At 72.6% G+C, this 24,012-nt stretch carries 23 protein-coding genes; 12 read left to right on the forward strand and 11 right to left on the reverse strand.

Annotated elements, in window-relative coordinates; translation table 11 throughout:
- Positions 1-27: 27 nt before the first annotated feature.
- The 5 genes from F6X51_RS15725 to F6X51_RS15745 all read right to left on the reverse strand — a co-directional run bounded on the left by F6X51_RS15725 (position 28) and on the right by F6X51_RS15745 (position 5,679).
- Entirely contained in the window at positions 28-1,005 is a 978-nt protein-coding gene (locus F6X51_RS15725) for an NAD(P)-dependent oxidoreductase (RefSeq protein ID WP_246696825.1), read from the reverse strand.
- A gap of 44 nt (positions 1,006-1,049) precedes the next feature.
- Complete coding sequence (locus tag F6X51_RS15730; RefSeq protein WP_150964633.1) at positions 1,050-2,447, reverse strand: FAD-binding oxidoreductase; 1,398 nt, start codon at positions 2,445-2,447, stop codon at positions 1,050-1,052.
- Positions 2,448-2,480: 33 nt separating this feature from the next.
- Positions 2,481-3,377: an amidohydrolase family protein gene (locus tag F6X51_RS15735; protein WP_150964634.1), complete on the reverse strand. Its 897-nt coding sequence runs from the start codon at positions 3,375-3,377 to the stop codon at positions 2,481-2,483.
- Positions 3,370-4,686, reverse strand: coding sequence for an MFS transporter (locus tag F6X51_RS15740; RefSeq protein ID WP_150964635.1), 1,317 nt, complete (start codon positions 4,684-4,686; stop codon positions 3,370-3,372). Before F6X51_RS15740 ends, F6X51_RS15735 begins: the two co-directional genes overlap by 8 nt.
- 66 nt (positions 4,687-4,752) lie before the next feature.
- Positions 4,753-5,679: a 3-hydroxyacyl-CoA dehydrogenase NAD-binding domain-containing protein gene (locus tag F6X51_RS15745; protein WP_150964636.1), complete on the reverse strand. Its 927-nt coding sequence runs from the start codon at positions 5,677-5,679 to the stop codon at positions 4,753-4,755.
- Between the two features lie 115 nt (positions 5,680-5,794).
- On the opposite strand from F6X51_RS15745, the gene F6X51_RS15750 reads away from it, so the two are divergent.
- Genes F6X51_RS15750 through F6X51_RS15760 form a run of 3 tightly spaced genes read left to right on the forward strand, consistent with a single transcriptional unit; the run spans position 5,795 to position 8,404 of the window.
- Complete coding sequence (locus F6X51_RS15750) at positions 5,795-6,775, forward strand: ABC transporter substrate-binding protein (protein ID WP_191970139.1); 981 nt, start codon at positions 5,795-5,797, stop codon at positions 6,773-6,775.
- 8 nt (positions 6,776-6,783) lie between these two features.
- The gene (locus F6X51_RS15755) at positions 6,784-7,593 is read left to right on the forward strand and encodes an ABC transporter permease (RefSeq protein ID WP_150964637.1); all 810 of its coding nucleotides are present in this window, start codon (positions 6,784-6,786) and stop codon (positions 7,591-7,593) included.
- 16 nt (positions 7,594-7,609) lie between these two features.
- Positions 7,610-8,404, forward strand: coding sequence for an ABC transporter ATP-binding protein (locus F6X51_RS15760; RefSeq protein ID WP_150964638.1), 795 nt, complete (start codon positions 7,610-7,612; stop codon positions 8,402-8,404).
- Between the two features lie 77 nt (positions 8,405-8,481).
- On the opposite strand, the gene F6X51_RS15765 is transcribed toward F6X51_RS15760, so the two are convergent.
- A complete protein-coding gene (locus F6X51_RS15765) occupies positions 8,482-10,374 on the reverse strand; it encodes a sigma 54-interacting transcriptional regulator (protein ID WP_150964639.1) in 1,893 nt (630 codons plus the stop codon).
- A 555-nt stretch (positions 10,375-10,929) separates the two neighbouring features.
- Between F6X51_RS15765 and cynS the strand changes: the two genes are divergently transcribed.
- Positions 10,930-11,418 (forward strand): cyanase, encoded by a 489-nt coding sequence (gene cynS / locus F6X51_RS15775; protein WP_150964640.1) that lies wholly within the window; start codon positions 10,930-10,932, stop codon positions 11,416-11,418.
- Between the two features lie 38 nt (positions 11,419-11,456).
- Here the strand turns inward: cynS and F6X51_RS15780 are convergent, their stop codons facing one another.
- Positions 11,457-12,674, reverse strand: coding sequence for a PHB depolymerase family esterase (locus F6X51_RS15780; RefSeq protein WP_150964641.1), 1,218 nt, complete (start codon positions 12,672-12,674; stop codon positions 11,457-11,459).
- Positions 12,675-12,880: 206 nt separating this feature from the next.
- Here F6X51_RS15780 and F6X51_RS15785 point away from each other — a divergent pair, with 206 nt between their 5' ends.
- The 5 genes from F6X51_RS15785 to F6X51_RS15805 all read left to right on the forward strand — a co-directional run bounded on the left by F6X51_RS15785 (position 12,881) and on the right by F6X51_RS15805 (position 15,149).
- Positions 12,881-13,105, forward strand: coding sequence for a hypothetical protein (locus F6X51_RS15785; RefSeq protein WP_150964642.1), 225 nt, complete (start codon positions 12,881-12,883; stop codon positions 13,103-13,105).
- Between the two features lie 102 nt (positions 13,106-13,207).
- The gene (locus tag F6X51_RS15790; protein WP_150964643.1) at positions 13,208-13,495 is read left to right on the forward strand and encodes a hypothetical protein; all 288 of its coding nucleotides are present in this window, start codon (positions 13,208-13,210) and stop codon (positions 13,493-13,495) included.
- Between the two features lie 351 nt (positions 13,496-13,846).
- A complete protein-coding gene (locus F6X51_RS15795) occupies positions 13,847-14,089 on the forward strand; it encodes a hypothetical protein (RefSeq protein ID WP_150964644.1) in 243 nt (80 codons plus the stop codon).
- 515 nt (positions 14,090-14,604) lie between these two features.
- Positions 14,605-14,838, forward strand: coding sequence for a hypothetical protein (locus F6X51_RS15800; protein ID WP_150964645.1), 234 nt, complete (start codon positions 14,605-14,607; stop codon positions 14,836-14,838).
- Positions 14,839-14,966: 128 nt separating this feature from the next.
- Positions 14,967-15,149, forward strand: coding sequence for a hypothetical protein (locus F6X51_RS15805; RefSeq protein WP_150964646.1), 183 nt, complete (start codon positions 14,967-14,969; stop codon positions 15,147-15,149).
- Between the two features lie 12 nt (positions 15,150-15,161).
- Here F6X51_RS15805 and F6X51_RS15810 read toward each other — a convergent pair whose 3' ends face one another.
- From F6X51_RS15810 to F6X51_RS15820, 3 genes are all read right to left on the reverse strand, one after another.
- Entirely contained in the window at positions 15,162-15,575 is a 414-nt protein-coding gene (locus F6X51_RS15810; RefSeq protein WP_150964647.1) for a hypothetical protein, read from the reverse strand.
- 477 nt (positions 15,576-16,052) lie between these two features.
- Positions 16,053-17,318 (reverse strand): MFS transporter, encoded by a 1,266-nt coding sequence (locus F6X51_RS15815; protein WP_150964648.1) that lies wholly within the window; start codon positions 17,316-17,318, stop codon positions 16,053-16,055.
- Positions 17,319-17,607: 289 nt separating this feature from the next.
- Positions 17,608-18,081: a cache domain-containing protein gene (locus tag F6X51_RS15820; protein ID WP_150964649.1), complete on the reverse strand. Its 474-nt coding sequence runs from the start codon at positions 18,079-18,081 to the stop codon at positions 17,608-17,610.
- Between the two features lie 362 nt (positions 18,082-18,443).
- Between F6X51_RS15820 and F6X51_RS15825 the strand changes: the two genes are divergently transcribed.
- The 3 genes from F6X51_RS15825 to F6X51_RS15835 all read left to right on the forward strand — a co-directional run bounded on the left by F6X51_RS15825 (position 18,444) and on the right by F6X51_RS15835 (position 22,718).
- Entirely contained in the window at positions 18,444-19,958 is a 1,515-nt protein-coding gene (locus F6X51_RS15825; RefSeq protein WP_246696826.1) for a polyhydroxyalkanoate depolymerase, read from the forward strand.
- Between the two features lie 141 nt (positions 19,959-20,099).
- Positions 20,100-22,235, forward strand: a complete 2,136-nt coding sequence (locus tag F6X51_RS15830; RefSeq protein ID WP_150964650.1) for a TonB-dependent receptor — start codon at positions 20,100-20,102, stop codon at positions 22,233-22,235.
- A gap of 105 nt (positions 22,236-22,340) precedes the next feature.
- Positions 22,341-22,718, forward strand: a complete 378-nt coding sequence (locus tag F6X51_RS15835; protein WP_150964651.1) for a hypothetical protein — start codon at positions 22,341-22,343, stop codon at positions 22,716-22,718.
- 318 nt (positions 22,719-23,036) lie between these two features.
- On the opposite strand, the gene F6X51_RS15840 is transcribed toward F6X51_RS15835, so the two are convergent.
- Complete coding sequence (locus F6X51_RS15840; protein WP_150964652.1) at positions 23,037-23,981, reverse strand: DMT family transporter; 945 nt, start codon at positions 23,979-23,981, stop codon at positions 23,037-23,039.
- Positions 23,982-24,012 lie beyond the last annotated feature (31 nt).

The following is a 24,012-nucleotide window of genomic DNA, read 5'->3' on the forward strand; positions in this document are numbered from 1 at the left end:
GCAGTTCTCCGGTCCGGAGCGGCGGGATCAGCCGCCGGCGAGCGCCTCCGGGTTGACGAGGTTCCGCGGAGGCTCGCCCCGCAGGATGCGCAGCATCTCCTCGGCGGCGCCGAGGCCCATGACGCGCAGGCTCGTGGCGCTGGTGCCGGCGACGTGGGGCGTCAGGAGCAGGTTGGGGCAGGCGAAGAGCGGGTGGTCCGGGGGCAACGGCTGGACCGCGAAGACGTCGAGGGCCGCTCCCGCGATCCGGCCGGCCTTCAGGGCCTCGGCGAGTGCGGCGGCCTCGACGATGGGGCCCCGCGCCACGTTGATGAGCACGGCGCGCCGGCGCATCCGGCCGATCAGCCGGGCATCGACGAGGCCGCGCGTCTCGTCGTTGAGCGGGCAGGCGATGACGACGGCATCGCTCTCGGAAAACAGGGTCTCCCGGTCGACCGGCTCGATCTGCCCGTCGAAGCTATGGTTGCGGCGCGCGTGGCCGAGCACCCGCAGGCCGAAGCCGTGGCGGGCGATCCCCGCGACGCGGCGCCCGATCTCCCCGGTGCCGAGGATGCCGAGCGTGGTGCCGCCGATCTCGTCGAGGTCGCTCGCGCGCGACTTGGCGGCGATCCAGCCCGCCTCCCGCAGGGTCGCGTCGAGGCGGGCGAGTTGCCGGCGCAGGTGGAACAGGGCGGCGAAGACGTGCTCGGCGACCGCCTGCGTGTTGCTGCCCGGCAGGTTCGCGACCGGGATGCCCCGCGCCGTCGCGGCCGAGATCGGGACGAAATCGAGGCCGACGCCGTGGCGGACGATGCCGCGCAGGCGCGGCGCATGGTCGAGGATGTCGTCGGGGAGCTGGGCGCGCACGATCAGCCCTGTCGCCTCGGCCGCGAGGGCGCGGAGCGTCCCGGCCCCGGTGTCGGGGGCGGTGATCAGCCGGGCCCGGGGCCGCAGCAGCGCCTCCGCATCCGGATGGATCGGGTTCGTCATCACCACGAGGGGCAGGTCGGCGGACGATTCGCGCAAAGGGCCGGGGCTCCGGTCTGAGGGTCGCCCGACGGGGGCGGGCGTTAGCGGGGGAGGACCTTGCCGGGGTTCATCAGGCCCTGCGGGTCGATCGCCTCCTTGATCCGGCGGGCGAGGTCGAGCTCGCCCCGCCGCCGGTGGCGCTGGAGTTCCGCGACCCGGTACTGCCCGATCCCGTGCTCCGCCGAGATGCTGCCGCCGAAGCGCTCGACCACGCCGTGCACGATGGCGTTGATCGCCTCCGTGGTGTCGCCGGGACCCGTCAGCACGTTGTAGTGGATGTTGCCGTCGCCCATATGGCCGAAGACGTTGCGGCGGGCCGCCGGCGCCCCTTCCGCCAGCGCGCGCGCCGTCTCGGCCAGGAAGGCGGGGATCGCCGAGATCGGCACCGAGACGTCGTGCTTCACGCTGGTCCCGGCGCGGCCCTCCGCCTCCGAGATGCTCTCGCGCAGGGCCCAGAGCCCGGCGGCCTGCTGTCCGGATTCCGCCAGGACACCGTCGACGGCGTCACCGGCCTCGAGGGCCGCCCCGAGCACGCCTTCGAAGGCCTCGCGCAGGCCCGCGAGGCTCGATCCGGCCTCGATCAGCACGGACCAAGCCGCGGCCTGCAGGGGGCTGCGCAGGCCCGCATGCTCGGCCACGAGGTCGATCGAGGCGCGGGAGATCAGCTCGAAGGCCTGGATCGTGTCGCCCAGCGCATCGTGGGCGCCGTGCAGGATCCGCAGGGCCGCCGCCGGATCCTCGACGGCGAGGAGCGCCGTCGCGGTGTGACGGGGCCGGGCGACGAGGCGGAGGATCGCCGCGGTGACGATCCCGAGCGTCCCCTCCGTGCCGATGAAGAGCTGCTTCCAATCGTAGCCCGCATTGTCCTTGCGCAGCGCCCGCAGCCCGTCGACGACCGTGCCGTCGGGGAGGACCACCTCAAGGCCGAGGACGAGGCCGCGGGTCATGCCGTAGCGCAGCACGTTGAGGCCCCCGGCATTCGTCGCCACGACCCCGCCGATCATCGCCGAGCCCTCCGCCGCCAGGGTCACGGGCAGGAACCGTCCGGCCGCCTCGGCGGCGTCCTTGGCGACGCGCAGGATGCAGCCGGCCTCGGCCTCGATCGTGAGGCCCACCGGATCGACCGCCCGCACGGCGTCCATGCGGGCGAGGGAGAGCACGATCTGCCCTCCCGAGGCGTCCGGCGTCGCGGCCCCGGCAAGCCCGGTATGGCCGCCCTGCGGCACGACCGGGGCGCCCGCCGCGCGGCAGAGTTCGACCACGGCCGCGACCTCCGCGGTGCTCCCCGGACGCGCCACCGCCGCCGGCCGGCCGTGGAACATCCGCCGCCAATCGACCGCGTAGGGCGCGAGGTCGGCCTCCGCCGTGAGGAGGCCCGCGGGCCCGAGCCGCTCGCCGAGGCGCGCCAGAAGGCCCGGGAGGTCAGCGCAGCGATCCATCATTCGGTCTCCTCTCGGTCCCGCCCCAGGCCCTCACGCGGGCGGGAAGCCGTAGAGCCTCTGCGGGTTCTCGACGAAGAGCCGGTGGCGCCGCGCCGCGTCCGGCACCCAATCGGCCATCAGGTCGAGGAGATCGCCGATATTCGGCATCGGGCCCCAGGTGGCCACGTGGGGCCAGTCCGAGCCCCAGAGGCAGCGCTCCGGGCCCGCATCGTTGAGCGCGCGTGCGAACGGGATCGTGTCGGCGTAGGGCGGCCCCGCGACCGAGTTGCGCGAGGCCCCCTGCAGCTTCACGTAGGCCCCGTCGCGCACCAGCGACACCAGGGTGCGAAAGCCCGGATCGTCGAGGCCGGCCGAGGTCGGCATGTGGCCCATATGGTCGACCACGAAGGGCACCGGCAGCCGCCCGAGGGCGCTCGCCAGCGGCGGCAGCGTCCGGGCGTCGATCAGGAACTGCAGGTGCCAGCCCATGTCGCGGCAGAGGTCGCCGTAGGCCGCGACCTGCTCGAAGCCGATGCCGCCGCCGTAGAGCACGTTGAGGCGCAGGCCCACCACGCCCTCGTCCTTGAGCGCCCGCAGCTCCCGCTCCGGCAGCCCGAGGGGGATCACCGCGATCCCGCGCAGGCGCGCCGGCTGCGCCCGAAGGGTCTCGCGCAGGCGCCGGTTGTTCGTGCCGTGGACGCTCACCTGGACGAGGACGCCGTAGGTCATCCCGGTGGCGTCGAGCATGCGCAGATAGGTCTCGGCGCGCGCCTCCGGCGGCGTGTAGCTGCGCCCCTCCACGAACGGGTCGTCGGGCGGCAGCCCGATCACGTGGGCGTGGGTGTCGACGGCGCCTGCCGGCACCGCGTAGCGCGAGGGTCCGCGCGGGTTCGGGTCCGGCCCCGGGCAGGGGCGGGCATTCGGGGCGAGCGCGCTCGTTTCAGCCATCGACGTGCAGGACCTTTCCGCGGGTCTCGGGCAGCGCGTAGGCCGAGAGGAAGAACAGGCCGTAGGCGCCGACCGCGAAGATCGCGATCGCGTTGGCCAGCGTCATCCCCGCCGAGATGTAGCCGACGAGGGCCGGGAACAGGGCGCCGATCCCGCGGCCGAAATTGTAGCAGAAGCCCTGGCCCGAGCCCCGGAGCCGCGTCGGGTAGAGCTCCGTCAGGAAGGCGCCCATGCCGGAGAAGTAGCCGGAGGCGAAGAAGCCGAGCGGGAAGCCCAGCACCCACAGGATCTCGTTCGAGAGCGGCAATTGCGTGTAGGCCAGCACCACGCCGATCGCCCCGAGGGAGAAGACCAGGAAGAGGTTGCGCCGGCCGATCTTGTCCGAGAGCCAGGCGCCCACGAGGTAGCCCGTGAAGGAGCCGACGATCAGGGCGGCGAGGTAGCCGGTCGAGCCGACGATCGAGAGCTTGCGCTCCGTCGTGAGGAAGCGCGGCAGCCAGGTGGTGATGGCGTAGTAGCCGCCCTGGCAGCCGGTGGAGAGGAGCGAGGCCAGGATCGTGGTCTTGAGGATGCCGGGCGCGAAGATCTCGAAGATGCTCGGGCTCTCGCCCCTGCGGGCCTGGAGGGCGCGGGTTTCGGCCGCGACCTTGGGCTCCTCGACATAGGCGCGCAGGTAGAACACCAGCAGGGCGGGGGCCGCGCCGATGACGAACATCCAGCGCCACGCCTCCTCAGGCGGCAGATAGGTGAACAGGATCGCCTGGGCCAGGACCGCCAGCCCCCAGCCGATCGCCCAGCCGGACTGCACCGAGCCGACCGCGCGGCCGCGATACTGCGCCCGGATCGTCTCGCCCATCAGCACGGCGCCCGCCGCCCACTCGCCGCCGAAGCCGAGGCCAAGCAGGGCGCGGGCGATCAGGAGCTGGGTGAAATCCTGCGCGAAGGCGCAGACCAGCGAGAAGAACGAGAACCACAGGATGGTGAATTGCAGGGTGCGCACCCGGCCGATCCGGTCGGCGAGGTAGCCCGCGCCCCAGCCCCCGACGGCGGAGGCCAGCAGCGTCGCGGTGGCGGCGAGCCCGGCCGAGCCCGCATCGACGGCCCACAGCTTGATGATCGTGCCGATCACCAGCGGGTAGATCATGAAGTCCATGCCGTCGAGGGCCCAGCCCGCGGCGCAGGCCCAGAAGGTGCGCCGCTCGGGCACCGTCATGTCCTTGTAGAAGGCCGTGAGGCTCGCATCCTCGATCGGCAGCACGGTGGCGCCGTCCGCGGCCGCGCTCGCCTCGGGTTCTGTCCTGCCGACCATAACGTCACCTTTCGGGATGGAAGCGCGTCGTGGGCCCGCGGCGGACCGGACCGCCGCCGGGCCGTCTCATCGGCCCGCGACCTCGGTGCGGGCCTTCAGGATGGCGATCAGGGCGCTGTCGCGGCGGGCCTCGAGCTCCGCGATCGGGCGCCCCTGCGCCTCCGCCTCGACGCCCGACACGATCCGGTCCTTCAGGGCCGCGTCGAGCTCGGGATGGCCGAGGCTCGCCCAGCGGCGGACCTGGCTCGGGCCGAGATGGTCGAGGTAGTGGCGGATGCCCCCCTCCCCGCCCCCGAGGTGGTAGGTCATGTGCGGCCCCATCGCGGCCCAGCGCAGGCCCGGCCCGTTGCAGAGCGCCGCGTCGATGTCGGCCACGCTCGCCACCCCCTCGGCGACGAGGTTCACCGCCTCCCGGTAGAGGGCGGAGGCGAGGCGGTTGGCGATGTGCCCCGGCATCTCGCGGGTGAGGATCACCGGCCGGCGCCCGAGCCCGCGATAGAAGGCGGCCGCGCGCTCCGCCACATCGGCATCCCCCGCCACGATCTCCACGAGGGGCACGAGGTGGGGCGGGTTGAACGGGTGAGCCACGACGAACCGTTCCGGCCGCGCGCAATCCGCCACGATGGCGCTGCGCAGCATCGCCGAGGTGCTCGACGCGATGATCACGCCGGCGGGCAGGAGGGCGTCGAGGCGGGCGAGGAGCTCCCGCTTCAGCCCCTCGGCCTCGGGGGCGTTCTCCTGCACGAACTCCGCGCCCGAGACCGCGGCCTCGAGCTCCGGATGGAAGCTGAGGCGGCCCTCGCCCGTCAGCCCGAGTTCCGCGAGCTGGACCCGGGCCTGTGCCACGAAGGCGCTCAGGCGCTCCGCGCTGCCGGGCCCCGGATCGGTCGCCGCGACGTCGAGCCCGTGGGCGGTGAAGAGGGCGGCCCAGCTCGCCCCGACGGTCCCGCAGCCGATCACCGCCACGCGGCGGATCCCATTGTTGTTTGTCACGACCGACACCCTGCGCCCGCTTTACTTTCAGCAACGCCCTCGCCTAGTCAATGTAGGGCCACCCGTTTCCACGGGGGCACAACAGGGGGCGCACGACCCCCGTCGGAGGAATACGATGATCTTGCGCGCCACGGCGGCCTGTGCGGCCCTGTTCGCCCTCGCGATGACCGTCCCGTCCCGAGCCGACGACCTCGTCCGTCTCGGCAACCTGAAATTCGCCCATTACGGGGCGATCTCCTACATGAAGGAGATCGCCCCGAAATTCGGTCTCAAGATCGACGAGCGCGTCTTCGCCAAGGGTGCCGACATCTACCCGGCCATGGCGGTCGACCAGATCGACATCTCGGCCTCGGGCGCGGACGGCGCGGTGGCGGCGCGGGGCAACGGGGTGAAGCTCTACGTGGTCGCGGGCTTCGCCAATGGCGGCGTGCGGATCCTCCGCCGGCCGGACCTCGAGATCAAGTCGCTCGCCGACGTGAAGGGGCGCAAGGTCGCGACCGTGCGCGGCGGAACGCAGGACCTGATGCTCCTCGCCGAGCTCGACAAGCACGGCATGACCTGGTCCGAGCGGCCCGGCAAGGACGTTCAGCTGACCTATTTCAACAACTACGCCGACCTGAACCAGGCGCTGGCGCAGAAATACGTCGACATCATCTGCCAGAGCGAGCCGCAATCGACCCAGGCGATCAGCGCCGGCTACGCGGCCGAGGTGGTGAAACCCTACGACACGCCGATCGGCGTGCCGGTGCGCCCCCTCGTGATGACCGAGAAGATGTACAACGAGCGGCCCGAGGTCGCCGCCCGCGTGCTCAAGCTCTTCGTCGCCGCCACCAAGGCGTTCATCGACGACCCGGCGCTCGCCGAGAAGTACGTGCGCGAGCAGGTCTTCAAGGGCCAGCTCACGAGCCAGGACTTCCGCGACGGCATGGCCAACGCGAAGTACACCTACGACGTCCCGGCCGGGCATATGCAGACCACGACGGACTACATGATGAAGTACGGCCTGGGTAAGATGGTCAACCCGCCGAAGAGCGACGACGAGTGGGTGAAGCTCGACCTGCTCGAGAAGGCCAAGGCCGAGCTCAAGACGAACTGAGCCGCGCCATGGCCCTGTCCCGGCTGCGCGGCGCCATCGTCCCGGTCGCCCTCCTGATCCTCTGGGAGATCCTCAGCCGCGTCGGCGTGTTCTCCCCGATCGTGCTGCCGCCGCCGAGCGCGGTGGCGGTGAAGTGGTATTCCGGGCTCCTGCCCGGCCTGCCCTACGAGCCCGGCAGCCAGAGCTACCTGTCCTGGCTGTTCTCCGGCGAGATGCCGCACGACGCGGTGGCGAGCCTCGCGCGCGTGCTCAGCGGCTTCGTGATCGGCGCAGGGCTCGCGGTGCCGATCGGGCTCCTCCTCGGCACCAGCGACCGGCTCTACGGGCTGTTCAGCCCCTTGCTGGAGATCCTGCGGCCGATCCCGCCGATCGCCTACATCCCGCTGGCGATCGTCTGGTTCGGCCTCGGCAACCCGCCGGCCCTGTTCCTGATCGCGCTCGGCACCTTCTTCCCGGTGCTCGTCAACACCATCGCGGGCGTGCGGCAGGTGGACTCGATCTACATCCGCGCCGCCCGCAACCTCGGGGCGAATTCCTGGACCATGTTCCGGCGGGTGATTCTGCCGGCCGCGAGCCCCTTCGTGCTCGCCGGGATGCGCATCGGCATCGGCACCGCCTTCATCGTGGTGATCGTCGCCGAGATGATCGCGGTCTCGGACGGCCTCGGCTATCGCATCCTCGAGGCCCGCGAGTACATGTGGTCCGACAAGATCATCGGCGGCATGCTGACCATCGGAATCCTCGGCCTCATCATCGACGGCGGCATGTCCCGCCTGAACGATCACCTGCTGCGCTGGCATCGCGGCCTTGAACGCTGAGCCCGGACGCCTCCGCATGTCGGCAGAAATCGTCATCGCCAATGCCAGCAAGGTGTTCGGCAGCGGCAGCGGGGCGGTCGCGGCCCTGCAGGACATCAGCGCCACGGTGCCGGAGGGCCAGTTCCTCTGCCTGCTCGGCCCCTCGGGCTGCGGCAAGTCCACCCTGCTCAACGCCGTGGCGGGCTTCACGCCGCTCAGCGAGGGGACGATCACCCTCGGCGGGCAGGCGATCGCGGAGCCCGGCCCCGAGCGCGGCATGGTGTTCCAGGAATACGCGCTGTTCCCCTGGATGAACGTCGAGGACAACGTCCGCTTCGGTCTCGATATCAAGGGCGTGAACCGGGCCGAGGCCACCGTCACGGTCGACCGGATCGTCGCGACCCTCGGCCTGTCGGATTTCCGCAAGCGCTACCCGAAGGATCTCTCGGGCGGCATGCGCCAGCGCGTCGCCATCGCCCGCATCCTCGCCCTCGACCCGCCCGTGATGCTGATGGACGAGCCCTTCGGGGCCCTCGACGCCCTCACCCGGCGCACCCTGCAGGACGAGCTGCTGCGGATCTGGGCGGAATCGCGCAAGACCATCGTGTTCGTGACCCACTCGATCGAAGAGGCGATCTACCTCGCCGACCGGATCCTGGTGATGACCTACCGCCCGGGGCGCATCAAGCGCGATCTCAGGGTCGAGATCCCGCGCCCGCGCGACACGGCCTCGGGCGAGTTCAACGCCCTCAAGCGCGAGCTCGCGGCTCTGGTGATGGAGGAGCAGAAGCGCTTCACCGAGGCCGAGCTGCACGGGGCGGCGGTGGACTAGGGCGTTTGCCGGGATCCCGGAGAATGCCCGAGCGGCCCGCGGATCCGCCGGGCCGCGCGGCGATCCCGCAACGCCCCTCACCCGCGCGGCCGCCGGATCCCCAGGACCTTCATGCGCGAGGCCAGGGTCGTCGGCTTGAGGTCGAGGAGTCCGGCCGCCCCGCCCGGGCCGAACACCTTGCCGCCGCAGGCCGCGAGGGCCGCCTCGATGTCGGCCCGGTCGCGGGCCCGGCGCTCGCGCTCCGTGGCGGGCCGGCCCGTGACGGCCGGCGGGCCGGCGGGGTCGCCCGCCGGCCCGCCGTCGGCCTCCGGCAGGTCGAGGCGCAGGCGCCCGCGCACCGCGAGGATCGCGGCCCGCTCGATCACGTTCTCCAGTTCCCGCACGTTGCCCGGCCAGGCGTAGCGGGTGAGGCGGCGCACGTCCCCTTGGGTCAGGCGCGGCTCCGGGATGTTCAGGCGCCGCGCCGCCCCCTTCAGGAAGTGCTGGGCGATCAGCGGGATGTCCTCCGGGCGCTCCCGCAGGGGCACCGCGCCGATCGGGAACACGTTCAGGCGGAAGTAGAGGTCCTCGCGGAAATGGCCTCGCCGCACCGCCTCCTTGAGGTCCCGGTTCGTCGCGGCCACGAGGCGCACGTCGACGGCCCGGGTGTGCTCGTCGCCGATGCGCTCGAAGGAGCGCTCCTGCAGCACCCGCAGCAGCTTGCCCTGAAGGTCCAGGGGAATCTCCCCGACCTCGTCGAGGAACAGGGTGCCACCGTCGGCGAGCTCGAAGCGCCCGACCCGGTCGCGCAGGGCCCCGGTGAAGGCCCCCTTGGCATGGCCGAAGAACTCGCTCTCGAACAGCTCGCGCGGGATCGCCGCGCAATTCACCCGGATCAGGGGGCGGTCCCGGCGCCGGCTGGCCTCGTGGATGGCGCGGGCGATCAGCTCCTTGCCGGTGCCGGATTCGCCGGTGACCAGGACGGTGGCGTCCGTGCCGCCCACGAGCTCGACCTGGCGCAGCGTCGCCTCGATGGCGGGCGAGCGGCCGATGATGCCCTGGTGGTGGCTCTCGGCCCGGATCTCCTCTTTCAGGTAGGCGTTCTCGAGCTCGAGGCGGGCGCGCAGCGAATCGACCTCGGCGAGCGCCGTGCGCAGGCGCTCGTCGGCCTCGCGGCGCTGGCTGACGTCGCGGAAGACGATGACCGCGCCGAGAAGCTGGCCCCGGTCCCGGATCGGCGTCGAGGTGTACTCCACCGGGAAGGCGGTGCCGTCCTTGCGCCAGAACACCTCGCTGTCGACCTGATGCACCGCCCCGTCGCGGAAGGCGGCGTAGATCGGGCAATCGTGGTGGTGGTAATGCGCCCCGTTCGGATGGGTGTGGTGGACGGTGGCGTGCATGTCGCGCCCGACGAGGTCGGCGGCCCTCCAGCCCAGCATGCGCTCGGCCGCCGGGTTGATGAAGGTCGTCACCCCCTCGGCGTTGACGCCGTAGATCCCCTCCCCGGCCGCGCGCAGGATCAGCTGATTCTCGCGCTCGATATCGCGAAAGATCCGCTCCATGCGCTGCCACTCGGAGAGGCCGGCCCGCATATGCGCGTCAGCCTCCCGGTCGATGCCGCGGTGCTGGCGCTCGTCGCGGTCGGCGAGCGTGACCAGCAAGCGCTGCTCGGGGCCAGGCAGCAGGGAGGCGGCGTATTCGAGCCGTAGCGCCCGCCCCGCGCCGTGGCGAGGCGTCAGCGCGTGCGTCCACCAGCGCTCCTTCGCCTGCACGGCCTGGGTGAAGACGATGAGGGCCGGGCGCTGGCCCGGATGCAGCGCGCTCGCCGCCATTCCGGCGAGCGCCGGCCGCGGATAGCCGAGGAGGCGGGCCGCAGCCGCGTTGGCGTCGACGATCCGGTCGGCCACGGGATCGAGGACGAGCATCGGCTCGCGCGAGGCCTCGAAGGCCAGGCCGAATCCCTGCGCGTCGGCCCGAGCACGCTCCAGCATCACGACATCTCGTGTTCGAAATCACGAAATCTCAGTATACACGACATTTCGTGATTTCGCCGGGTTTTCTAAATCATTGTTTTTGCTCCTGTTTCAAAACCGGAATCTCTGGCACGCGGTTTGCTCGAGAGGACGGGTCCCGATCCGTGCGAGGCGCTGATGGCCCTGTTCGACAATCCCTTCGACGCCCGACGTCGCCTGGGCCGCCGCGGCTGGTCCTGCGGCGCGCATGCGAGCCAGGCCGAGCACGCGGCGGCGACCCCGACGGGCGATGACGCAACTTCCTGGTCACCCGCTCGAAGACCCTGCGCGACGCGCAGCCCGAGGGCTACGACCAGCGCCACCCGCCGGTGGTGTGCCGGAGCCTGAGCCCGTCGGACGCGGACGCGATCGTGGCGAGCGCGGGCCCCGCGGCCAAGCGAGCCTGAGCCGCACCACGGAGCCCCGGGCGGCGTCCTCGACGCCCGGCGGCCCCCACCGAGCCTCACCCCTCCGGGACGCGCCGTCCCGGAGCACGCGAACCCCTTGCCCGCTCCTCAACCCCGGAGATGTTCCATGAAGCGCGACGACCTCACCGAGAAGCTCCTCGACATCAAGCGTGAGAAGGGCTGGAGCTGGAAGCACATCCAGGAGGAGATCGGCGGCATCTCGCCGATCCTCATCACCGCCGCCTGCATGGGCCAGATGAAGCTGCCCAAGGCGCAGGCCAGGAAGGCCGCCGAGCTGTTCGGCCTGAGCCAAGCCGAGGAGCGCCTGCTCAACGAGGCGCCCTATCGCGGCTCGATCCCGCAGATGCCACCGACCGACCCCCTGATCTACCGCTTCTACGAGTTGGTCATGGTCTACGGCACCACCTGGAAGGAGCTGATCCAGGAGGAGTTCGGCGACGGCATCATGTCGGCCATCGACTTCAACATGACCATGGAGCGCGAGGCCAACAACAAGGGCGACCGGGTGAAGCTCGCCATGTCGGGCAAGTTCCTGCCCTACAAGTACTACGGCAACGAGGACGGCGTGCCGGAATACGGCTTCAAGGAGGGCTGAGCCGGCCCCGCGCAGGAGCGGCGGGGCGCTTGGCTCGGTCAGCGCGAGGCGGTCACCTCCGCGATGATCGCGTCGAGGACCCGCATCTGCGGGGCCGCCCGGGTGAGGTAGCGGCCCTTCCGGGAGGTGGTGTCGAGGTAGCCCCACCAATCCCAGCAGCCGTTGGGATTGGGCTCGAACCAGGCGGCGTCGACCGCCCCGCTCACGGGCGGCGCGCGGCAGACGCCCCCGGCGACGGGCTCGCCCGGGGCGATCGCCGGATAGACCACGATGGTCCGGTAGGCCTCCGCCCAGTTGTTGTAGCCCGCCAGCCGCGCGAAGGTCCGGGCATCCTGCTTGCAGCCGTGCAGTGCGACGTGGACGCGGCAGGCGCTGCCGGCAGCGCGGCAGGTTGGCGGAACGTAGAGGTAGCCCGCCTCGGCCATGTCGAGGTTGCGCCGGCGCCGGCTCGTCGTCGGCAGCCAGAACCAGTTCAGGCCGTCATCGGCGATCGACGGGGCGTCCGCCGTGACCCGCTCGATCAGGCGCCGCTGGTCGAAGCGCCAGATCTCGCCCTCCGGAACGGAATCGACCCGCTGAGCGCCGCCGGGCGCCGTATCCCCGAACAGGGCCCGGAACATAGCCCCCGCATTGTCGGCGGCCCCGCAGCTGCGGACGTAGCGCGTTTCCTGGCCGTCGAAGGCGCAGGCATCGGTGCCGGGGCCGGGCGCGATGATGCCGTGGCCCGCCCCGTCGCTGCCGTCCCGGGCGTTGCCCCGGTCGACCTCCGGGGCGCTGCCGATGAAGCCCGCCAGGAAGGCGGCGTTCGCCTCACCCGATGTCGACGCCACGGTCTCGTCGGCCGGGCTCTGGAACAGGTAGGCCCGGCGCAGCCGCTGCGGGACGCCGGAGACGAGCCCGTCGATCGCCCCGTCGGCGGCCAGGCGGCGGGCAGTCCCGAGGGTCTCGGCGAGGGGGCCCCGGCCGCACATGCAGGCGTTGACCGCGCGGGACACGCTGCCCTCGGCGCAGCCCCAGAGCGGCCCGGCGATCGACCCCACCCCGGTCACGGAGGCGGAATGGGCGACCGAGTACTGCACCGCCATCGCGGCCCCCGACGACAGGCCCGAGATGCTGACCGCCGCCGGGTCGGCGCCGCGGCGCAGGCCGGCGCCGTCATCTCCCGCGGCAGGCCCGGCGAGGGCGGCGAGGAGGGGGGCCAGGAGGGGGGTGAGGAGCGCGGCCAGGAGGGCGGCGTGACAGGGGGCAGGTCGCATCGGATCTCGGATCTCCCGGGCTCCATTGAGGGGGCGTTCGGGGCGCGATGTCCAGGCGCCGCCCCGGGGTTTCGGGCGTCCCCGGCCGGCACCGGGCGTTGAAGAAATCATGAACGAAGCGGGGATCCGTTCGGCGCGGGCAGCCGTTGAGGGGACTCGCGCCGACCGAGCCCGATCCCGCGGCGCGACCGGGATCCCGTCCGACCATGTTCACGACCGCATACCGGGTCACCATCGCGATCCGCGACGCCGTGCGGACCGTCTCGGCCGCGACCGAGCGGGAGGTCGCCCTGATGGCAGAATCGGTCCTGCGCCAGCACCAGGGCGAGACCCTGGCGGTCGGCTTCTGGGTCGATTGCGCCGATGCCGAGGTCGGCCGCCGCATCGCCGCCTACCTCACCGACCTGGCGCTCGAGCTCGACCTCGCCTGACCGGGCAGCGCCGCCGCCGCGCGATCACCCCTGTGCGGGCGGCCGGGAGGCGGGTACTCTTGCGCGGGTCCTCTTGGCGGGAATCGCCATCCGGGGTTGCTCATGACCGCACTCGTCTGGGTCGGGCTCAGCGTCGCCTTCCTCGGCCCGCCGCCGCCCCGGCGCGGGTGGCAGGACCCGCCCGGACCGCCGCGGCGGGCCAACGGCTGGGTGCTCGGCCTCATCGCCTGGTTCCTGCTGGTCGTGACGCTGACGCCGCTCAGCCTCGCCCTGTCCGAGCGCGGGACCCTGTCGGCCTTCTCGGCCGAGTGCCGGAGCGCGGGCGGCCGGGTCACCCATGCCCGGGCGGAGGACGGGCGACCCTACCGCTGCGACCACGCGAGGCACTGACGGCCGGGAACAGGCCGGGGCCGGGCGCCGTTATCGACACCGGAAGGCCGGCGCGTGCGGCAAGCGGCGGCGAGCGGTCGGGTGTGGCCGGCGATCCCCAGCGCCCGGAAGATGTGGCCGGGCGGGCCGGGACGGGTTGACGAACGCATCGCAGCCGATCATCAGAACAGCGTCTCCGCGCGCGCGCCGATCGCCCGCTCGCGGGGCTCCTCAGGAACCGAACGACCCGATGCCCGACGACAGTAGTCGATCGACCTTGCCGCTCCTGGCTGGCCGCGTGACCCGCGCCTGATCGTTCGATCCGGCTCGCCCGCGACCGGCCTCGGCGGCCGGTCCGAAACGAGGTGAGCCATGTTTCTCCCGAGATCCCGCGCGGGCGCCTCCGCCCGCCCCGCCGCGGCGGGCGCAGTCCGGCCCCGGCGCGACCGCAGCATCGCCGTGATCGTTTTCATGATGGCCCTGGTCTTCGTGCCGGTCCTCGGCATGCACGTCGCGGCCGCGGCCTTCGGCGCCGAGAATCCGGGCATCGCCGTCACGGCCCTCGCCGACCGGGTCGCGACGCTGCTGAGCTTCAACCTGCGCTCGCCGGGCTGAGGCCGCGGCGCGGGCGGCCCCAACCCCGCCCGGGCTTCTCCCGCGGGGCGGCTTAACCCTCCGCCAACCCGATTCCCGATCGGCCTCCCCGACGACCTGCCCGAGATCCCCGGGCTCCTGCGCGCACGAAGCAGGCGTCGAAGGCCGCGGCGTCGTAGACCCGCCCGTTCATGTCCGTGACCCGGATTTCCCGGGCCGCCTCCCCCGCGAGGGATCTGGCCCGCTCGAGCGCCGCCTCCGGCGATGCGGTCTGGAACGCGACCTGTCCGTCCGACGTGATCGCGCCGATGATGAACGTCAAGCGCTTCCCTCCAGGGTTGACGGGGCCGGGCTTACCGGAGGGAAGCCGGGCGGGCGACCCCGCCCGGGTCCGATTCCGGACGCTCTCGCCCCCCGCCCGCGCTGCCACGGCCCCGGTGCTGCCGGAGGCGGACGCCCCGGGCGAGGCGGGTCCGGGGTCCCGGAATAGCCCGCCCGCCCCGCCGTTCTCACCAGAAGGGGGCGCGGAGGCCGGCATGGACGCAGCGACGATCGCGATGAACAACGAGGTGGTGCGGATCGGGGCTGAGCAGATGCTGCGGCAACTCCGGTCCGAGGGGCTGCGCTACGTCCTGTGGGTCAGCGGGAGCGCCCGCGGCAGCACCATCCACCTGCGCATCGCGGGCCTCACCCCCGACCTCGCGCGGCGCATCCACAACGTCCTGCGGGGCCAGGGCGTCGCCCTGGACGTCGCCGGGCAGGCCGCCTGAGGCCCCCGCCCGGGCCGAGCCGGCGCCCTGCCCCGCCGATCCCTCAAATGAGGCTGCCGGCCGCGCCCGCCGACGCTAGGCTCCCCGCCGGGGGCGTGGAGCTTGCGCGGCACATCTCGGGCGATGCCATGAGCGATGACCCGGTTCAGGATCCAGGCGACCGCCCCGAGGGGGAGCGCCGGCAGGATCACCCCCCGGCCGATCCCGGCGACGCGGCGCGGCACAGGACGTTCGGCCGTCTCGCCGTGCTCCTCGGCCTCGTCCTGGTGGCGATCGCCGGCTACGCCACGCTCCTGATCCTGGTCGAGTGACGGGGGCCCGCCTCAGATCGGCGCGCAGGACCCGTAGCTGAACTTCACGTCGGTCTCGTCCTCGGGGTTGAGCTGCGCCTTGCCGAAGGTCAGCTTCACGAGGTCGAGGGTGAAGAAGTAGGTCGCGTTCTGGCACTTGATCGTGTTCGACCGGCGCCGTCCGTCGGTCCGGTAGGTCACGTCCTGGCACTCGTAGAATTCGGTCCGGCCCGCCAGGATGATGTTCAGCATGTCGCGGCTGAGGATCAGCGAGAAGGTCCGGCGCGGCACCGCGTCGGCCTTCAGGGCGTTGCCGGGCTCGCCCTGGGTCAGGCCGACCGAGACCTGCTCCTTGCAGATCAGGGACCGCTTCGCCTGCGACCAGGAGGGGGATGCGCTCGCCAGCAGGAGGCCGACCCCGAGTGCGGTCCGGATCACCACGCCCATCGATTCCCCTCGGACGGCAGCGGCCGTCGCGACATCTCGGGCCCTTCATACGATGAAGCTCGGCCGTTTGTCGCCCGAGGCAAAAGGATTACGAGTACTCATCCCGCCTTGATTTTTTCGCGAGCATGCGTTGCGCGCCTCCGGGGCGCCCGTTCGGCCAAGCTGGAAACGTTTCCATGCAATGCTGGCATGCCAGCCCTACGCCGAGGGCGGATTGTGCGGTGCAGCGCGCCGTGGGAGAAGATGCGCATGCACCGCCGCGACGGCGTCGCGACGGTGTGCCCTTCTTGGGCGTTTCCTCCCTAGACTTCGGGCCGCTCCCTCACCGGGGCGGCCTTTTTTATGCCCGGGGCAGGGCTTGCCCGGAGGCGGGCGCGCCCCCCTATCGGGACGCGCCCGCTTGACCCGGAAGACTTGCTGGCCCCGGAAGACTTGCTGGCTCCGGAAGACTTGCTGGCCCCGGAAGATCGGCCCGCCTCAGGACACCTGCCCGGCGACCCGCGGGCCGGCCCGCTCCGCCAGGGCCGAGACGGCCCAGATCGCGAGGCCGCCGAGGGCCAGGGCGACGCCGACCCAGCCCGTCGCGGGCAGGCCGAGGCCCGCCGAGAGGGCGAGGCCGGCGAGCCAGGGGCCGAGGGCGTTGGCGACGTTGAAGGCCGAGTGGTTCAGGGCCGCGGCCAGGGTCTGCGCCTCCTCGGCCACGTCCATCAGGCGGGTCTGCAGGATGGTGGCGAGGCCGCCGCCGCAGCCGATCAGGAACACCACGGGCCCGAGGGTCCAGAGGCTGCCGGTGGCGAAGGGATAGAGGGCGAGCGCCGCCGCGCTCCAGACCAGCGTCGCGCCGGCCGCCGGCATCAGGGCGCGGTCGGCCGCCCAGGCGCAGGCGAGGTTGCCGACCGTGAGGCCGAGGCCGAACAGGGCGAGCACCGGCGGGATCGCGGCCGGCCCCGCATGGGTGACCTCCAGCATCGTCGAGGCCAGGTAGGTGTAGACCGAGAACAGGCCGCCGAAGCCGATCGCCCCGGTGGCGAGGGTGAGCCAGACCTGCCCGCGCCGCAGGGCGCCGAGCTCGCGCAGGGCGCTCGCCCCCGGGGCCGGCGCCCCGAGCGGCGCGAGGATGCGCACCAGCGTGGCGGTGATCACGGCCAGCAGGGCCACGAGGCCGAAGCTCCAGCGCCAGCCCGCGAGCTGCCCGATGGTGTTGGCGAGCGGCACGCCCACCACGGTGGCGACCGTGAGCCCCGCGATCACCCGCGAGACCGCCTGGGTGCGCCGCTCGCGCGGGACGAGCGAGGCGGCCACCAGGGCGGCGACGCCGAAATAGGCGCCGTGCGGCAGGCCCGCGAGGAAGCGGAAGGCCAGCATCCCGTGGTAGCTCGGCGCCAGCGCCGACAGGCCGTTGCCGAGGGCGAACAGCACCATCAGGCCGACCAGCAGGGTGCGCCGGGCGATCCGGGCGGCCAGCACCGCGATGACCGGCGCGCCGACCACGACCCCGAGGGCGTAGGCGCTGATCACGTGGCCGGCGGTCGGCGCGTCGATGCCGAGGTCGGGGGCGAAATCCGGCACCAGGCTCATGGCGGCGAATTCCGTCGTGCCGATGGCGAAGCCCCCCATCGCCAGGGCCGCCAGGACGAGGCCGGGATGGCGGCCGGGCGCCGCGAGCGGCGGCACGGGCGTGCCGGCAGCCTGCCCGGCGGCCCCGACGTCCGCGACGTCCGGGCGGGTGAGGAGATCGCTCATCGGTCAGCCTTCGGATCGCTGGCCGCGCATTCCCGCGGCGCCGGCACCCGCGAGGGTCGGGCCGGGGCGCGGGGGAGCGCGGCGCCTGCTTTTGGATGCACCGCACCATAGCGGGCCGGCCCGCGGCGGGAAGGACGCTGCCGTGGGGGGACGGTTGCAGCACCGTCAGGGCGCCGGCCGCAGCAGCAGATGGTCAGGCCGGACCCGCACGGGGCCGCCCTCCCCCGGCCTGCCGGCCGGCGACGCCCCCCCGGGTGCCGGCGTGATCCTGCCGCGCCGGCCCGGGCCTTCAGTCGGCGTAGAAGCCGGCGCCGATCAGCCCCGGCCTGCCCCCGATCGTCACCGCCCGGACGTAGCTCCACTTTGCCGAGGCCTGCTTCTGCCCGGGCTTCGGGAACATGTAATCGACCCATCCCGAGCCGTCGCTGCGGACGACGGCGATGAAGTCCTCGTGGAACAGCTTGCCGTCCGCGTCCCGCTCCTTGAGCCGGTTGGTGCCCTCCCGATGCGGGAACTCGACGTTGAGGAGAACCCGCCCGTCGAGGTCGAAGACGAACAGGTAGATGTCGTCGAAGCGCCACGGGCTGCCGCGCTTGCGGAAGGCCGCGAAGGCCGCGGCGCCCTCGGCTTCGACCAGGGCCGCGGCCCTGTTGACCATCGCCTCGATGCGGGCCGCGGCCTCGGGCGTCGCCGGCGGCACGTCGGCGGCGTGCAGGCGCGCCGCGATCAGGAGGGCGGCGCAGGCTGCGAGGATCCGGAACATGGCGCGCGGCCCGCGGAGGTGAGCCCGGGGACGTGACCATCGGGCGGCGCGCCCCGCCACATCAAAACATGGGCTCCGCCCCCGATCGGCGGGAGGGCGCGGTTTCGCGCCCCGACGCGGTTCCTGCCCCGAAGCGAACCTTGCCCCGAAGCGAACCTTGCCCCGAAGCGAACCTTGCCCGGAAGCGAACCTTGCCCGGAAGCGAACCTTGCCCGGAACTATGTCTTGCCCCGAAGCTCGGCCGGAGCGGCGACGGGACATTCCGCCACCTCAGGAAACTTTTCGCCGAGGCCGGGCGTTGCCGTGCACAATGATGCCGGAGCGGAGAGTCTGAATGACGGGCTACTCCAAGGAGTAGCTGCATGATGTACGCTATGCGGGACACGTGGAACCTTATGCTGAGCCCGGCCCGCATTGCCGCAGACGTGACGAAGCTTGCCTGCGAGAATCCCTTCAACCCTCTCAATTACATCTATAGCGGCCGCGCTCTGGCGGCCTCGTGCGAGATGTTCGAGCGCGCGACCCGGACCTACGCCAAGCCCGCCTTCGGCCTGCCCGCGACCGAGCGCGTGGTCTGGGAGCACCCCTTCTGCCGGGTCGTCGCCTTCGGCGAGCCTTCGGATCAGCCGAAGCTCCTCCTCGTCGCCCCGATGTCGGGCCACCACGCTACCCTGCTGCGGGGCACGGTCGCGGCCTTCCTCGACACGCATCAGGTCTTCATCACCGACTGGATCGACGCCAGGGCGGTGCCGGCCGCGGCCGGCCGCTTCGGCCTCGACACCTATATCGACGTCTGCCGGGCGATGATGGAGGCGCTGGGGCCGGACCTCCACGTCATGGCGGTCTGCCAGCCCGCCGTGGCGGTGCTCGCCGCCATCGCTCGGATGGAGGCCGAGGACCACCCGCTGGTGCCCCGCTCCGCCACCATCCTGGGCGGCCCGATCGACACGCGCCGCTCCCCCACCGCCGTCAGCCGGCTCGCGGCCGAGCGGGGCCTCGACTGGTTCCGGCGGCACTGCATCCACACGGTGCCGTGGGGGCATCCCGGCCAGGGGCGCGCGGTCTATCCGGGCTTCCTCCAGCTCGCCGGGTTCATGGGCATGAACGCCGACCGGCACCTGTCGGCGCACTGGGACCTGTTCAACCACCTCGTCGAGGGGGACGGCGATTCGGCGGCCAAGCACCGCGCCTTCTACGACGAGTACCTCGCGGTGATGGACCTCACCGCCGAATTCTACCTCGAGACGATCGAGACGGTCTTCATCAGCCATGCCCTGCCCCGGGGCGCGATGCGCCACCACGGCGCCCGCGTCGATCTCGGGGCGATCCGCCGCTGCGCCCTGATGGCGATCGAGGGCGAGAAGGACGACATCACGGGCATCGGCCAGACCCGGGCGGCCCTCGACCTCGCGCTGAACCTGCCCGAGGCGAAGAAGCGCTACCACCTCCAGCTCGGCGCCGGGCATTACGGCATCTTCAACGGCTCCCGCTTCCGGACCGAGATCGTGCCGCGGATCACGGCCTTCCTGCGCGAGAACGCGGGCCCGGGCTCCGAGGCCGGGACGCCCGCCCTCGCGGCGCTCACGGCCCCGGGCGACCAGCCGATCACCCTCGGGGACGCGGCCGGCCCCGCGCTCCGCCGCGGCCGGCGCGCCCGGAGCCGCGTCCGCCCGAACCCCGCTCGGGTCTGGCCCCGGGACGGCCTGCGCGCGGGCGCCGCGCCGGGTGGGGCCATCATGCCGGACGATGCCGGCATTTCGGCCGAGGTCATTCTGCCCGGCGGCATGCCGGCCGGCGCCTTGCCCGAGCCGGCCTGGTCCCGGCATCCCCGCAATCCGGCCTGCGCCGGTCCGTTCGGGCCCCGCCTGCCCCTCTGAGGCGCAGGCCGCGCGGCGCCCGCATCCGCTGTTGTAACAATGTTACGTCTCGGCGCCGTCGAGCCCCGGGACGGATTCGGGCCTTGCGACGGAGCGGCCGGACGGTCCTTAATGTAACGATATAACATCGTTTGGACCGTCATGCGTCGATCATCGCCCATCGCCGGCACCGCCCTGGCGGTCCTTGCGCTCACCGGCCTCCCCGGACCGGCCGCGGCCCAGCAGGCCGTGACGCTGGAAGAATTGCAGGTCACCTCGCCGAGCCCGATCGGGCCGCTCCGCGAGGGCGGCGGCCCGGGGACCGGCTCGCCCTTTCCGCCCGGGGTGCTGCCGGTGGTGACGGGCACCTACGCCCCCGTGACGGTGGCGACCCAGGCCCAGATCGCGCGCGACCAGCCGCGGACCCTCGGCGACGCCCTGTTCGACCGGCCCGGCATCTCCGCCTCGACCTACGCCCCCGGCGGGGCCTCGCGGCCGATCATCCGCGGGCTCGACCAGGCCCGGGTGCGCATCCAGGAGAACGGCGTCGTCAACAACGGCGTGTCGGATCTCGGCGAGGACCATGCGGTGCCGGTCAACCCGCTGGTCAACGACCGGATCGAGGTCATCCGCGGCCCCGCGACCCTGCGCTACGGCTCCGGGGCGATCGGCGGCGTGGTCTCGGCCGAGAACAACCGCGTGCCGACCGTCATGCCCCCGAACGGCCTCAGCGGCCAGGTCACCACGGGGTTCTCGAGCGTCGACAACGGCCGGCTCGGGGCCGCCACGGTCGATGCCGGACGGGACGGCATCGCCGTCCACGCCGACGGCTTCGCGACCGCGGCGGACAGCTACGCGATTCCCGGCGGCATCCAGCGCAACGCCGCGACCGCCGCCCAGGGCGGCGCGGTCGGGATCTCGGCGATCGGCGACCGCGGCTTCGTCGGCCTCTCGTTCAGCCACGAGGACGCGCTCTACCAGATCCCGGGCGGCGAGGCGGAGCGGGACCGCACGCGCCTCGACCCGCGCCAGGACCGGGTGCTGTCGCGGGGCGAGTACCGGCCGTCGAGCGGCCCCCTCGAGGTGATCCGCTACTGGGCCGGCTATTCGGTCTACCGCCACGACGAGATCGGCATCGGCGAGACCGGGATCGACGGCATCCAGGCGGTGTTCAAGAACCGCGAGGCGGAGGGCCGGGTCGAGCTCCAGCACGTGCCGGTCTTCACCGCGCTCGGCACCCTCACGGGGGCGCTCGGCCTGCAGAGCGGCCGGCGCGTGATCACGACGCAGCTCGAATCCTTCCTGCCGCCGACGGAGAGCCGGGCCGACGCGCTCTACCTGTTCGAGCAGCTCGCGATCGGGCACGGCCTGCGCGTCCAGGCCGCCGGCCGCATCGAGGGGGACCGCCTGAGCAGCAGCGTCACGCAGTTCCCCGCCGACTTCCTGCCGATCCCCGGCGAGGACCCGGCGCAGACCGCCCGGACGCGGCGCTTCGCCCCGAAGAGCCTCAGCCTCGGCGTCCTGCAGGACCTGCCCGACGGCTTCGTGGCGAGCCTCAACGGCTCCTACGTCGAGCGGGCCCCCACCGGCTACGAGCTGTTCTCGTTCGGGCCGCACGACGCCACCGCCACCTTCGAGATCGGCAACCCGAACCTGCAGCTGGAGCGGGCCCGCACCGTCGAGATGAGCCTGCGCCGGGCCGAGGGTCCGCTGCGCCTCGACGCGACCGGCTACTACACCCGCTACACCGGCTTCATCTACCGGAACTACACCGGCATCCTCTGCGGCGACGACTTCGCCTCCTGCGGCGGCGGCGACGGGCTGCGCCAGATCGTCTACCAGCAGCAGAACGCGACCTTCTACGGGGCCGAGATCGCGGCGCAGTACGATGCGATCCCGGTCGGCAACGGCTGGTTCGGGCTCGAGGGCCAGTTCGACTTCGTCCGGGCGCAGTTCGACGACGGCACCAACGTGCCCCGGATCCCGCCCTACCGGGTCGGGGGCGGCGTCTTCCTGCGGGCCGAGGGCTGGTTCGCCCGCGTGAACCTGCTGCACGCCTTCGCGCATACCGCCATCGCGCCCCTCGAGACGACGACGCCGGGCTGGAACGACCTGCGCGCCGAGATCAGCTACACCAAGCCCCTCGACCCGGCCGTCTACGGCGCGAGCGAGGTCACCCTCGGGCTGCAGGGACGCAACCTGCTCGACGACGACATCCGCAACTCCGCCTCGTTCAAGAAGGACGAGATCCTGCTGCCCGGCCGCAACGTCCGCCTCTTCCTCACCGCCCGCTTCTGACCTCTCGCCGGACGATCCTTCGAGCGGACACCCTCTCGGACGCCCTCTCGGACGCTCCCTTGCGCGCGGGCCCGCCGGCTTGCCATCGCGGTCATGGGATGCAGGATGCCAACAGGCCTGCGCCGGGGCGGCGAGCGGGGCGGACGGCGGCGGATGGGCGGCTACTGGATCAACGTCTTCCGGCGCCCCGACGGGCGGCTCGTCGCGCGCGAGGACCTGCGCGGGCTGATGCGCGCGGGACGCATCGACCGCCGCGGCGCGGAAGCCCCGATGCAGTACCAGGGCCAGTGCCGGTTCCTCTACCGGGTCCGGATCAGCCCGCGCGGCGCCTGCGCGGCGGGGTGCGGGCGCGTCCACGCCTCCGGCTTCGTCGGCCTGTCCGGTTCCTGCCCCCGCTGCGGCCTGCCGGCGATGACGGTCTGCGCCGCCGCCCTCCGGGCCGGCCTTGGCGAGGCCCCGGCGGGACGCGCCGCCGGCGGCTGACGGGCGCCGGACCCGCGGCCCGCGCCGGGGCCGGCCCGCGGGTCCGGCGCCGTTCCGGCCCGCTCCGGCGGGCGGTGGCCCGATCCATGCAGGCGCCCTCGGTGAACGCCGTCCTCGAGGGGGGCTGCCCTGCAGATCCGCACGGAAACCACCTATGACGGCGTCTGGACGGTCTTCGTCGGTGCGAGCCTGTGCATCAGCGACCTCTCGGCCGAGGAGGCCGAGAACCTGATCGCGTCCTTCTCCCGCCTCGCCGCCGCGGGCTGAGAGCCGTCCCGGCCGCCGCCCGGTCCCCGGCCCGGGGAAGCTCGCCCCGGGTCAGGTGCGTCCGCGCCGCCCGAGGCGCTCCGCGATGAAGATGCCGCTGAGGACGAGGACCAGCGCCAGGGCGTTGTCGAGGCGGAACGGCTCGCCCACCAGGGCGACGGCCAGGAACGCCCCGAAGACCGGCACGAGGTTCACGAACACGCCCGCCCGGTTCGGGCCGATCTGCTCGACGCCGCGCATGAAGAAGAGCTGCGAGATCAGCGAGGGGCCGAGCCCCACGAAGACGACGATCCCCCAGCCGAGGGGGGTCGGCCAGATCAGGCGGTCGGTGGCCCATTCGAAGGCGAGGAGCGGCAGGGAGGTCAGGAGGGCGGCCACCGCGAGCGCCGTGAAGAAGGTCATCCCGGACACCGCCGGGCGCGAGCGCAGGGCCACGGTGTAGCCGGCATAGAGCAGGCAGGCGACGAGCATGAACAGGTCGCCGCGGTTGAACGCGAGGGTGCGCAGCACCTCGGGGTCGCCGTGGGTGGCGGCGAGGGCGACGCCCATGAGCGTGAACAGGACCCCGATGCCCTGGATCAGCCCGACCGGCGTGCGGTAGACGAGGAAGCTGAAGGCCAGGACCACGATCGGGATCGAGCCCTGGAACAGGGTCAGGTTGGTCGCGCTCGTATAGGCGCCCGCCACGTAGAACAGGGCGTTGAAGGCGGTGTAGCCGCAGCCGCCCATGAGCAGGATGCGGCGCCAGCTCGGCAGGAGCAGGCGCCCCTCGCGGGCGACCTGCCGCCAGGCCAGGGGCATCAGGGCCGCGCAGGCGACGAGCCAGCGCAGGCTCGTCAGCGCGAAGGGCGAGACCTGACCGACCGCCCACTTGCCCGCCACCGCGTTGCCGGCCCAGATCAGGGCCGTCAGGGTCAGGAGCGTGTAGGCGCCCGTGGCCGGGCGCGCGCCTGGCTCGCGGTCGGCGGGGGGCGAGGCGGGGAACTCTTGGGCCATCCGGGCCCTCTAGCACGCCCGCGCCCGCCGC

Source organism: Methylobacterium planeticum (assembly GCF_008806345.1).
In the GTDB taxonomy this organism is placed as follows: domain Bacteria; phylum Pseudomonadota; class Alphaproteobacteria; order Rhizobiales; family Beijerinckiaceae; genus Methylobacterium; species Methylobacterium planeticum.